Origin of the sequence: Pseudomonas sp. fls2-241-R2A-110 (assembly GCF_030209165.1) — a bacterium.
Lineage (GTDB): Bacteria > Pseudomonadota > Gammaproteobacteria > Pseudomonadales > Pseudomonadaceae > Aquipseudomonas.
Window position 1 is genome coordinate 74,986 of record NZ_JARVSN010000039.1, and the last position, 11,571, is coordinate 86,556.

Sequence of the window (11,571 nt, forward strand, 5' to 3'; positions counted from 1 at the left end):
GTGTTGATCCTCATAGCAGGAAACCCAGCGCGCTCAGGCTGTCGGTGGAATTGATCAGGCGCACGACCTTGCGTTCGAGTTTCGCCACACCGTCGGTGAAACGAATGCGGTGGTTGAGGTCAGCCACGAAAGGCGTGTGCACGCCGCGTTTGTAGGCGTACAGCAGCTGCGCGGAATTGACTTCAACCAGGTCGCCCGCCGCTTCTACCAAGCGAAACCGCGAAATACTGCGCACGGTTTTCGCCGCGTCCACCGCCGACGGCGAGTAGCCGGCGGTCAGGCGTTCGATGCGCAAGCCGCGCATGCGCGCATCGTCGTAGGCGTAGTTGAGCGTGGCTTCAAAGTCTTCGGTGTCCGGGTCGATCGGCACAATGTACTTGCCGCTCTCGCTCCACAGGGTCGCCCACTCGGCGTAGTGCTTGTGGTCGAGCAGTTCGGCTTCGCGCCAGATGAATTCGATGGCCTGGGCCAACGGGCCGGAAAAACCGTTCAGGGTGTCGTGATTGCTCATTGGCTCATCATCCTTTTCCACATGTCATAGGCTCCGCGCATGCCGCCCTCGTCGGTGGCGTGGGAGACTTTGTCGCCGTTCTCGGCAATGATTTCGCGATTGAGGCCACGGTTGACCAAAATCGGCGCGTCGACGCCAGCGTACGAACCGCGCTGCACACGGTCCCAGGCCTCGGCGTCGTCCGGGCTGCCGAAGCCGAACGGGCCCTGGAAGTGTTCGTGAATGCGCATGCGTTCGCGGTTGGCGATCTCCGGGCCGCCGTCCATGCCCAGCGCAACGTGGCGGATCTCGGTTTCAGTGACCGAGACCGGACGCAGCACGCGGAAGAACGACATCGACATCGCGACGTTGGGGAACAGGTTCAGGTTGAAACCGGCGCCGTGCAGCGAACGCACAATGCGACGGACTTGCGCAGGCTCCATGGTTTTCGACAGTTCTTCGGTGACGTGAGCGAAGCGCTCCTGCAACTGTTCGCTGCCGTCGTCGTGATCCAGGTCGACGTGCTCCGGCACCATCACCATCACGCTGTGGCCGTTGCCCAGCGAGTGGGTGACGGCCTGTTCGTCGGTCATAAACGAAAGCATTTCAGAGGTTTCTTCATCCACCGATGACATGAACGACTTGTGCACGATCGGGAAGTGGTAACCGTCGGTGGTGTTTTCCAGCTGGATCTTCCAGTTGCCCTTGAAGCTGAACTTGTGTTCGCCCTGGGTCTTGATCGGGTAACCGGCGCCCTGCTTCATGAACAGGTCCATCCAGTGCTTCGCGCCGCCGAGGAAGTCTTCCAGCGACTCGATTTCGTCGTTGTAACTGGCGAAGACCATGCCCGCGTAGCTTTCGACGCGCAGGCTGGTGAGCGGCAACTCGGACTTTTCCAGAATGCCTTCGTAGCCATCCGGATACGGCAACGCGCGCAACTTGCCGTCCAGGCCATAGGACCAGCTGTGGTACGGGCAGGTGAAACCGGTGGCGTTGCCTTTGTGCTTCTCGCACACGGTGGCGCCCCGGTGCCGGCAGCGGTTTTCCAGAACGTTGATCTGGCCCTTTTTGTCACGCACCACAATCACCGGACGACGGCCGATGGTCGCGGTCTTGAAGTCGCCGCTGTTGCGCACTTCGCTTTCGTGGGCGACCCACACCCAGGTGCGGTAGAAAATCTTTTCCAGTTCCGCTTCGAACAGCGCCGGGTCGTTGTACAGCGAGACGTCGACGCGGTCATGCCGGACCAGTTCGTCGGGGCTTTTCGATGAAGCGATCAGCCGGTATTCATGAGTGCTCATGCGGTTCTCCTCATGGCTTTTTTATGATTTGTTTTTAGGGCTGGACCGTTCGCAGGCCATGCTCTGTTGCAGCTGCGCACCAAAGGCGCACACCTGTTCGTCCTGACCTTTACGACCCACGATCTGCAAACCGACTTTCAGCCCGCCGCAATCAAGCTCCACCGGCACCGTCAGCGCCGGATGGCCGCTGAGGTTGAACGGGCGCACCAGTGGCGTCATGCCGGCCACGGCCTTGCTCGCGCTGCGCGCTTCGATCAGCGTCGGAGGCAGGCTTGGCATCGTCGGCAACAGCAGCACCGCAAACTCTTCCAGCGCGGCGTCCACTTGCTGGCTGAACCGCGCGCGGACTTGTTCTGCTTGCGCCAAGTCAGCAGCGCTGGTGCGGCTGGCGGCCAACAGGCGCTGCTCGACGTCCGCGCCGATCAAGCCTTGGCCGGTGAGGTGGCCGAATGCAGCCCAGTTTTCGAAATTGATGACGGTGAGGCCGGCGGCGAACGCGGCGTCGAATTCGCTCAGTTGCAAGGTGCTGCGGCGCCAGCCTGCGCGGTCGGCGGCAGCGCCGAGGCTCGCTTGCAAATGCGGGTCGCAGGCGACGTCGAGGAAACCGACGGACGCGTTGCTCGATGGCAAGCCTTGCGCCTGAAAACCAGGGCAAATCACTTGCATCGCCGCAATCAAATCCGCCATGTCGGCAGCAAACGGCCCGACGCAATCGAGGCTGGACACCAACGGATGCGCGCCGACCCGACTGACTCGCCCATAGGTCGGTTTCAACCCGGCAATGCCGCAGCACGCCGCCGGCACCCGCACCGAACCACCGGTGTCGGTGCCGATGGCGATGTCCGCCAGACCGGCCGCGACCGCAGCCGCCGAACCGCTGGACGAACCGCCCGGCACCCGGTCCGGCGCTTGCGGGTTGATCGGCGTGCCGGTCCAGTCGTTGATGCCGGTGACGCCAAAGGCCAACTCGTGCAGGTTGGTTTTGCCAACAATCTGCCAGCCAGCGGCGAGGATTGCGTCCACCACTTCGGCGTTGCGGGCAGCGGGTTCAGCCTCGGCAAACGCGCGGCTACCCGAACGGGTCGGATAACCGGCAATGTCGATCGAGTCTTTGATCGCGACCCGCTTGCCACTGCCACCGAGTAAAAATTCGCTGATAAACGTGCTCATGCGCCCAGTCCTGTGTTGAACAAGCGTTGCGTACGGAAATGCGCGATCAGCCAGGCACCGTCGACGCAGTGGAAATCGATGTTCAGGCGCGTGCCGAACAGTTCACTGCGACCATCGGCGTAGGTGCAAATCTGCTGCATGATCCACTGCCCCTGGGCCGTGCTGCCGTCGACCACGATTGACTCGCTGGTGAGGTAATGCAGGTTCAGGCGAAAGTGCTCAGAGGGCGGCAAGTAACCGCCGACGAACGCTGCTATCGCTTCACGCCCCTGGTGCTGGCCAAAGGTCTGTGCGGTCTGGCTGCCGACGCCTTCCCAGATCGCGTCTTCACTGAACAACTCTGCCAGCTCACGAACCTGGGTCAGCGCCCGCGGCACATCGCACAGGTCCATGTAGCGCGCCATCAAGCGGCGCACCTGGCTCTCCCCTTCCAGCGTCGCGAGACGCTGCAACAAGGCCTCGTTCATGGCTTACACCTTGGCCGCATCGGGGATGGTCAATGGACGGCCGATACGCGCTTCGACCTTGGCGTAACGCCAAAGGCTGTATTCGTTCACCGGCGTGGTGCGGAACAGGTTGCAGGCCTCGATCACCGACTGGTGGCAATCGACGTCGGCCATGATGTAGACGGTCCACGGCGAGGTGGTCGACGGGCCGACCATCAGCCGGTCATCGTCCATTGCGCCGAGCACGGTGATGCCGGGCATGGCGCCGAGCGAGCCCATCATCTGGCTGAAACCCTTCCACACGCTCAGGCCTTCGCCGGTGGGCAGGTCGAAAAAGTTCTGGGTGATGCCGATGCAAAAGACAACGCGCAGGGGTTCTTGGGTGGTCTGGGACATGGGAATTGATCCTTGAAGAGTGGGTTCAGATGTAGCCAGGGAATGGCGGTACGCCGAGGAACACCGAACCGGCGCCGTCGTACAGGCCTTCGCTGAGGAATGCGTGTTGGGTCACCACCATCGAGTCGCGCAGGTAGCGCTGCAGCGGATGGCGCAGGTAAATCGCCGTGGTGCCGGCGAGGCTGTAAGCGCTTTGCACCACGGCCGCTCCGGCCTGGGCCACATGAATGGCGGACAAGCGCAGCAGGCTGGTTTGTTCGGCGGTGACCGGGTTGCCGGCAAGGATCGAGTTCCACACCTGCTCCGTCGCACCGTAGAAGAACCCCCGTGCGGCGGCCAGTTGCGCCTCGGCCTTGGCGATTTCGATGCGCACATAAGCGCGGTCGGCCATTTTCGGTGCACCGGTGATGCCGCTGCCGGCGGCCATGCGGCTGACCTCATCGAGGGCGGCGCGGGCCAGCCCGAGGTTGACCACCGCCAACACCTGCGCGGCGTAGGCAATCGACGGGTAACGGAACAGCGGCTCGTCGATGGTGGCGGCACCGCCACGGATGAAGGTCCAGCGCTCATCGATGTGTTTGTCGGTGACGCGCAGGTCGTGACTGCCGGTGCCTTTGAGACCGACCACGTCCCAGTTCTCGATGATGTCGACTTGATCGGCACGGAACACGGCGGTGCGCGGCTTGCCGCCGGCAGCACCGATGCCGACACCGATCAGGTCGGCGCCTTTGCAGCCGCTGGCGAATTTCCAGGTGCCGTTGACCTGCCAGCCGCCGTCGACCGCTTCAGCGGGTTGCAACGGGAACAGGCCTCCGGCGAACACCAGGTCGGGGCTGTCGGCGTAGATTTCAGCGAGGGTTTGCGGCGGTAAAGCCGCAAGGTAGACCCCAGCGCTGCCGAAGCTGGCGACCCAGCCGGCGGAGCCGTCGGCTTCGGAGATGCGCTCGATCATCTGCAGGAAAAGTGCCGGCGCCAGCGCATCGCCGCCGAAGCATTTCGGCGTGGCGGCACGGTAGATGCCCACTTCCTTGAAGCGCTCGATCATGTCCCGTGGCACGTGGGAGCCGGCGTCAAATTCTTCGCGACGCTGGCGCACTTCATCCAGCATCCGCTCGAAGGCCTGATTGTGGACGGTGGTGTCGTCGACGACTGGCAGAGGGTCTTGTTGCGCGGCGGCTGAACGCAGCATGGGCTTTCTCCGTTTGACTTGTTATTAGACGGAGCCTTGCTGGAGTGCCTGGCGACCGTTGATGGGTCCAGTGTAAAAACCGCATCCGCTCGCCACTATTGGGGCGTGTAGCCCCTGGGCTAAAGAAAACCCCTAGCCCGCCCCCGGTTACTTCTGAGCGCATCCCCACGCGCAAGCGGGTATAAAAAGCCATACTTCCCTTTCACCGGTTCCTCAGGACTGCGCGATGTACCTGCCTAAACCGAACGATTTCTACGCCCTCATCGAAGCCATGCCGCTGTGCATCATTCTTCACGACGCCCACAGCAAGGAGATCCTGTGGGCCAACGCCGCCGCCCTGGCGGCGCTGGGTTTTACCCTGGAAGAACTGACGCCGCTCAAAGCCCCGGACATGACCCGCGATGCACCGCAGTACCGTCGCTCGGTCGGTTTGCGCTGGCTGGAAGGCGCGGCGCGCACCGGCCAGCGCGCCATCGAGTGGTGTTACCGCTCCAAGCAAGGGGTGGAAATCCTCTCCGAAGCAGTCGCCACGCTGGTGCACCTGGACGGTCGCGATGTGCTGATGGTGCAGTTCCGCGACATCTCCAAGGAGGACAAGGTCAAGCGCGACCTCAAGCGTTTCGAAAGCCGGCTAAAGGCCTTTATGCAGGACCTGGAGGAAGGTGTGGCAGTGCTCGGGCCGCAGGGTGATATCCGCTTTATCAGTGAGTCGGCCGCGCAGTTGCTCAACAGCGAGGATCAGACGCTGATCGGTGAGAATTTCCTCGACTGGTGCGACGAGCCTTCACGCCAGCGCCTGCTGCAACAACTGTCCTGCGAGCAGCCGGAGCACGCGCCGTTCAGTGTTCATTACCACTTGCAGCGGCGTGACGGTGAATGGCGCTGGCACCACGCGACGTGCCGCTACATCGAAATCGAAGACGACCTGGTGGGCTTTCTGCTGTTGTTCCGCGATGTCACCGAACAGGTGCGCGCCGAAGAAGCGCGGCGGGTCAGCGAGCAAAAGCTCGAATACCTGGCACGCTACAACGCCATGGGCGAAATGGCGGTGGCGATTGCCCATGAACTGAGTCAGCCGCTGGCCGCCACGCGCAATTTCATCGAAGGTGCGGTGATTCGTCTGGGCAAGGACCAAACCCAGGACCAGGGCGTCGCCTGGGGTTTGCAGAACGCGGTGCGGCAAATCGAGCATGCGTCGCTGATCATCAAAAGCGTGCGCGAATACGTGGTCAAGCTGGAACAGTCCGAAGAGCTGATCGACCTCAACGACCTGCTGCGCGAAACCCAATACTTCATCCGCCTGCGCGCCGACCCCAGCCTGATCAAGGTCGAGATCGTCACCAGCCCCGAACCGCTGCTGATCAGCTGCGAAAAGGTCCTGATCGGCCAGGTCATCCTCAACCTGGCCTTTAATGCCATCGAAGAAATGAGCGACTTGCCGCTCGAACGGCGCGTGCTGCGCATTCATGCCAGTCGCGGTGAAAACGCTGCCTTGGTCCGGGTAGAGGATTGTGGTCGCGGCATTGCGGCGCTGGAGCAGAACAAGCTGTTCGATGGCTTCTTCTCTTCCAAGGTCAGCGGTAACGGCATTGGCCTGGCGCTGTGCAAAAACATCATCGGCCGCCATCGCGGGGATATCTGGGCGCAAAACCTGGAACCGTGTGGCGCGGTATTCACCTTCTCCCTCCCCCTCGCAACTCCCGCCTGACATTAACCCGCTGATCTGTAGCCGCTGCCAAAGGCGGCTACAGGTGCGTTATTGCCTGTGTTTACGGTGTTTTCGGCTTGTTTTCCGAGACTGGCACAGACACACAAACGGTTGGCAGCCACAGCAATTCTCCCGAATTCACGGCGAGGCAGAATCGAATTGTAAAAATCTGCCCAAGCACCCGCGATCTGCGTGAATAACAATTCAGGGAGTTCCCCTAATGCGAACCAACAGGATCAACGTACAGTCAGCGCTAGGTCTGAGCCTGCTTGTACTCGGCTTGACCAGCGCCCGTGCGGACCTGCCAGCCGACACCATCGGCCAGACCGTTTTGGCATTTCCGCCGGAAGTGCACCGTGCGTTTATCGTCGACGTCGAATTCGAAAGCTTCGTGGCGGGCCGCGTGACCGTGGTCGACCCCGACAAAAAACGCGTGCTCGGCATGGTGCCAACCGGTTTTGCCGCGCCGTCGACCCTAAGCCACGATCAGAAAACCCTCTACAGCGCCGACATCTTTTACTCGCGCGGCACCCGTGGCACCCGCACTGATGTGCTGACCGCCTGGGACAGCTCGACCCTGGCGCCGGCCTGGGAACTGTTGATTCCAACCAAACGCGCCGAGTCGCTGACCCAACGCTACGGCTTGAAGACCAGCGGCGATGACCGTTTCGTCTACGTCTACAACTTCACGCCATCGACTTCGGTGACCGTGGTCGACACCCAGGCCAAGGCCGTGACCGCTGAACTGGCGATTCCCGGTTGCGTGCTCAACTACCCGGTCGGCAACCGCCGTTTCGCCTCGCTGTGCGGCGACGGCAGCTTGCAGGTGATCACGCTGAACGACCAGGGCCAGGAAACCGCGCGCAGCCGCACGCCGTTCTTCGACCCGAATGCCGAGAAGCTCAACGAGCGCGCGGTGAACGTCGGCGACACCTATTACTTCACCACCACCACGGGCACCATTCGCCCGGTGGATTTCTCGGCCGACGCACCGAAAATCCTGCCGTCGTGGTCGCTGACCTCCGAGGAAGAAAAGAAAGCCGGCTGGGCGCCGGGGGGCTGGCAGCTGATGGCCATCGCGCCGAACCTCAACCGCTTGTATGTGCTGATGCACGACGCGCACGAACCGATGAAGTGGGAAGACCCAAGCCCGCTGATCTGGGCGTTTGATCTCAAAACCCATAAGAAAGTAGCGACGCTGCAAGCACCGGTTCCGGTGTGGAGCATGCAGGCCACCGGTGACGACAAGCCGTTGCTGCTGGGTGCCGACGTCGAGGGCGGTTTGCAGATTTTCGATCTGAAGACCAACACGCTCACCGGCAGCATGCCGAAAGTCGCCAAAACCGCGACTCAGGTCATGAGCTACTAAACGAGGCTCGGCCATGCACTTAGATCCGATCTTCATCATTGCCAGCGCCATCGCCATTGCGGTGTTGCTGGCCAGTGCCGCGACGCACAAGGTCCGCGCGCCGGCACGTTTTGCCAAACAGTTGGCGGATTACCAACTGTTGCCCGAGGCGCTTGTGCGCCCGGTCGCCCGTGTGATTCCAGCGGTAGAGCTGGTGATCGCATTTGCGCTGCTGGTGCCGGTCAGCCGGTATTGGGCAGCGTTGGTGGCGGCCGGCCTGATCACGCTGTACGCCGCCGCCATTGGTATCAACCTGTGGCGCGGTCGTCGCGACATCGACTGCGGCTGTGCCGGCCCGGACCAGGCGCAACCGCTGCGCCCGGTCCTGCTGCTGCGCAACAGCGCACTGGTGGGCCTGGCGCTGCTGGCCAGCGTCTCGCCGGTGGTTCGTGACCTGGGTTTTTTCGACGGCTTCGTCACCGTCGCCGCCAGCAGCGTAGCGCTGCTGATCTACGCCGCTGCCGATGGCTTGCTGGCGAACTCCCCTCTTCTGCTCAAACTGATTGGTAGGTGATCAATGGAAGGCTTAATTGTTTCCAACGTTTTGCTCTGGATTCTGCTCGCGGCCGTGGCGTTTGCCGTCATGGGCCTGGTGCGTCAGATTGGTGTTTTACATGGCCGCCTGGCCCCGGCCGGCGCGCTGATGATGGACAAAGGCGTGGCGGTCAACGAAGCCGCGCCGCAAGTCACCGCCTCCGACCGTCACGGTCGTCCGGTGAACTTCGGCTATGCCGGTGAAAAGAACCAGCTGCTGTTCTTCCTCTCGCCAACCTGCCCGATCTGCAAATCGCTGTTGCCGGCGATCAAGTCCATCGCCAAGGAACAGGCTGATCGCCTGGACGTGGTGTTCATCAGCGACGGCGACATGGACGCCCAACAAAAGCTGATCCGTGAACACAAACTGGAAGACGCGACCTATGTGGTCGGGCCGGAAGTCGGCATGACCTATCAGATCGGCAAGCTGCCGTACGCCGCCCTGATCGACAAGACCGGCACCCTGCGCGCCAAAGGCCTGGTCAATTCCCGTGAGCACCTGGACAGCCTGTTCGAAGTCGAGCACCTGAAAAAATCCACGCTGCAGGAATACCTCAACAGCCAGCCACACGCCCACGACCACAGCCACGGCCATAGCCACTGATTAAGGCAGGGAGACTTTTATGAAACTGCTGGATCTGTTGTTCGAGCGCTCGACACGTCGAGTCGCCGACACCACCTCACGCCGCAAACTGCTGGCCCGCATGGGTTCGCTGATGGTCGCTGGCGCCGCCCTGCCACTGCTGTTGCCGCTGGACCGCACCAGCAAAGCCCTGGCCGCCGACAACCCGAAGGCCGGTGACCCGGGTGATCCGAACAGTTGCGACTACTGGCGCTACTGCTCCATCGACGGCTTCCTGTGCAGCTGCTGCGGCGGTTCGGTGACGTCCTGCCCGCCCGGCACCGAAGCGTCGCAAGTGACCTGGATCGGCACCTGCCGCAACCCGGCCGATGGCAAGGATTACATCATTTCGTATAACGATTGCTGCGGTAAACAAAGCTGCGCCCAGTGTGCCTGCACCCGTAACGACAGTGAAGAACCGGCTTACCGCCCGTTCAACAACAACGATGTGAACTGGTGCCTGGCCGCCAAATCGCACATCTATCACTGCACCGTTTCGATCATCCGTGGCGTCGCCGTTTAACGCGCATTGGCCGTCGGTTGCTCAGGCAATCGGCGGTTTTTTTATGCCCCAGCACGATCCTTTGTAGCCCTTGGTAAAACCTGTGGGAGCGAGCCTGCTCGCGATGACGGTGTAACAGATACATAAATGTCGACTGACACTCCGTCATCGCGAGCAGGCTCGCTCCCACAGGTTTCGCTAGCGGCTACATAACAGTGTGTTTACCGTAGAGGTGCTTTTGTCATGCGTAAGTTGCTACTCCTCGGTCTTGTCTGCGCCCTGAGCGCACCGCTCGTGTATGCCCGAGCCATTCCCGACCCGGCACAGCGCCATGCACCGGGTAACGAAGCGCTGCAAAAACCGATTGCCCAGGCCGGTTACAGCGTCGGCGTGAATTACCAGTTGCAATGCGCCGGTTGCCACTTGGGCAATGGCATGGGTTCCGCCGCCAACGACACGCCTCGCCTGACCGGGTTTGTCGGTAACTTTCTCAAAGTGCCGGGCGGTCGTGAGTTTCTGGTGCGGGTGCCGGGCATGTCGCAGTCGGCGCTGAACAATGCGCAACTGGCGGATTTGCTCAACTGGCTGATGCGTGAAGACGGCCTGGCGGGCAAGAGCACCCCCGCGAACTATCAGCCTTACAGCAGCGATGAAGTGGCGCAGTTGCGCCAGAAGGCCATGCTCAACCTGCCGGGCACCCGGGCGGAGTTGATCAAGGCCATGCGTGCGCAAGGCATCGCGATTGAGGACGGAATGAGCTATTGAGTCAGCCCTCGAACCGCTACGTATCCGACTTCCCGTTTCCCCGGGGCGCCAAGGGGCTGTCCAGCACCCACTGCATTTTCTGAAAAGCTTTGCGCTCTCGTGCAACCGCCGCGTCCCATTCATCCCCGAACGCTTTGCCCGAACGGACCAGCTTCATGACCTGGGCCGTCGCGGCTGTCAGCTCCTCGCGCGCCTGGCGCAAGTCGTCGTTGAATTTTTCAATCGTCATCCAGACACTCTGAAGTGAATCGCCGGCCGCTCGCAGAGTCGAGAATCTTTTTTTGGCCATAATTGGCAATGATTCGACGCCGGTCATTGAGGTTCTACTAGAATTCTAGACTTCAACAGGCAGATTGGAGCCGAGCTCCAAAAAACAAAAGCCATTGAAAAACAAGGGACCTCCAACCTTGAAAATTTCAACATTCTGCGCTACCGGGAGCCTGTTGGTTTCGGCGGCGGCGTTTGCCAACGGGATTGTTCCTGTTTTGGATCTGGACTTCACACGGCCGGCGACCGAAACCCTGAAAAAACTGGGCATCAATGACGCGTGCATTATTACTGCCCCAAACCCCATCACGTTCACCTACTGCCGAGAAGGGTCGTCGACGCTCTGGAAATATCAAACCCTGGACCTGGAACAACAGGCGGCAATCCTCAAAGGCGAGAAAATGCCCTCCGCCGATTACGGGCGAATCACCGTCGTCGAAGCCGACAGCGCCGCGTGCCAGCAAGACAAAACGCCGCCATTGGCCAAGCCGGTCATGAGTCGCACCGTTGCCCTGGGCCTGATCATCCTGTTTCTGTTGATTGGCTTTCGCTATACCTACCGGGCAATGATGCGCGAGCGCTACGCCTTCGCACTGTCTACGCACTCGCCCATGCAGCGATTGAACGAATCCTTTCCGATCAAGGCGCTGGCCGCGTTTGGTCTCGCCGCTGCCGTGGCATTGGTTTATTGCGTTTGGTGAGCCAAGCCGATTCAGGCACAGAGCCAAAACGTTTTGGCAGAAATCACAAAGCACTTATCCGCTGGCTGTAGC

14 protein-coding genes are annotated in these 11,571 nt (G+C 61.3%); 7 read left to right on the forward strand and 7 right to left on the reverse strand.

Features of this window, described 5'->3' with window-relative positions; all coding sequences use genetic code 11:
* Window positions 1-10: 10 nt before the first annotated feature.
* Genes QRN31_RS28585 through QRN31_RS28610 form a run of 6 tightly spaced genes read right to left on the reverse strand, consistent with a single transcriptional unit; the run spans window position 11 to window position 4,992 of the window.
* The gene (locus tag QRN31_RS28585) at window positions 11-511 is read right to left on the reverse strand and encodes an aromatic-ring-hydroxylating dioxygenase subunit beta (protein WP_285436056.1); all 501 of its coding nucleotides are present in this window, start codon (window positions 509-511) and stop codon (window positions 11-13) included.
* Window positions 508-1,791: an aromatic ring-hydroxylating oxygenase subunit alpha gene (locus QRN31_RS28590; protein ID WP_285436058.1), complete on the reverse strand. Its 1,284-nt coding sequence runs from the start codon at window positions 1,789-1,791 to the stop codon at window positions 508-510. The genes QRN31_RS28585 and QRN31_RS28590 overlap by 4 nt, the downstream gene beginning before the upstream one ends.
* 21 nt (window positions 1,792-1,812) lie before the next feature.
* Entirely contained in the window at window positions 1,813-2,961 is a 1,149-nt protein-coding gene (locus QRN31_RS28595) for an amidase (protein WP_285436059.1), read from the reverse strand.
* A complete protein-coding gene (locus QRN31_RS28600) occupies window positions 2,958-3,428 on the reverse strand; it encodes a nuclear transport factor 2 family protein (protein ID WP_285436060.1) in 471 nt (156 codons plus the stop codon). Before QRN31_RS28600 ends, QRN31_RS28595 begins: the two co-directional genes overlap by 4 nt.
* A 3-nt stretch (window positions 3,429-3,431) precedes the next feature.
* Window positions 3,432-3,803, reverse strand: coding sequence for a hypothetical protein (locus QRN31_RS28605; protein ID WP_285436062.1), 372 nt, complete (start codon window positions 3,801-3,803; stop codon window positions 3,432-3,434).
* 25 nt (window positions 3,804-3,828) lie between these two features.
* On the reverse strand, window positions 3,829-4,992 hold the full coding sequence (locus tag QRN31_RS28610) for an acyl-CoA dehydrogenase family protein (protein ID WP_285436063.1): 1,164 nt from the start codon (window positions 4,990-4,992) through the stop codon (window positions 3,829-3,831).
* 226 nt (window positions 4,993-5,218) lie between these two features.
* On the opposite strand from QRN31_RS28610, the gene QRN31_RS28615 reads away from it, so the two are divergent.
* The 6 genes from QRN31_RS28615 (at window position 5,219) to QRN31_RS28640 (ending at window position 10,531) form a co-directional block, all read left to right on the forward strand.
* The gene (locus QRN31_RS28615; RefSeq protein WP_285436064.1) at window positions 5,219-6,700 is read left to right on the forward strand and encodes a sensor histidine kinase; all 1,482 of its coding nucleotides are present in this window, start codon (window positions 5,219-5,221) and stop codon (window positions 6,698-6,700) included.
* 220 nt (window positions 6,701-6,920) lie between these two features.
* On the forward strand, window positions 6,921-8,069 hold the full coding sequence (locus QRN31_RS28620; RefSeq protein ID WP_285436065.1) for an amine dehydrogenase large subunit: 1,149 nt from the start codon (window positions 6,921-6,923) through the stop codon (window positions 8,067-8,069).
* 13 nt (window positions 8,070-8,082) lie between these two features.
* Window positions 8,083-8,622 carry a MauE/DoxX family redox-associated membrane protein gene (locus QRN31_RS28625; RefSeq protein ID WP_285436067.1) on the forward strand — a complete coding sequence of 180 codons (540 nt, stop codon included), beginning with the start codon at window positions 8,083-8,085 and terminating at the stop codon, window positions 8,620-8,622.
* Window positions 8,623-8,625: 3 nt separating this feature from the next.
* Window positions 8,626-9,246, forward strand: a complete 621-nt coding sequence (gene mauD, locus QRN31_RS28630; RefSeq protein WP_285436068.1) for a methylamine dehydrogenase accessory protein MauD — start codon at window positions 8,626-8,628, stop codon at window positions 9,244-9,246.
* Window positions 9,247-9,265: 19 nt separating this feature from the next.
* Entirely contained in the window at window positions 9,266-9,787 is a 522-nt protein-coding gene (locus QRN31_RS28635; protein ID WP_008079640.1) for a methylamine dehydrogenase light chain, read from the forward strand.
* 222 nt (window positions 9,788-10,009) lie between these two features.
* Window positions 10,010-10,531 carry a cytochrome C gene (locus tag QRN31_RS28640; RefSeq protein ID WP_285436072.1) on the forward strand — a complete coding sequence of 174 codons (522 nt, stop codon included), beginning with the start codon at window positions 10,010-10,012 and terminating at the stop codon, window positions 10,529-10,531.
* A 16-nt stretch (window positions 10,532-10,547) separates the two neighbouring features.
* Here the strand turns inward: QRN31_RS28640 and QRN31_RS28645 are convergent, their stop codons facing one another.
* Entirely contained in the window at window positions 10,548-10,847 is a 300-nt protein-coding gene (locus QRN31_RS28645; protein WP_285436073.1) for a hypothetical protein, read from the reverse strand.
* A gap of 91 nt (window positions 10,848-10,938) precedes the next feature.
* On the opposite strand from QRN31_RS28645, the gene QRN31_RS28650 reads away from it, so the two are divergent.
* Complete coding sequence (locus QRN31_RS28650; protein WP_285436074.1) at window positions 10,939-11,499, forward strand: hypothetical protein; 561 nt, start codon at window positions 10,939-10,941, stop codon at window positions 11,497-11,499.
* The last annotated feature ends 72 nt before the right edge of the window (window positions 11,500-11,571 follow it).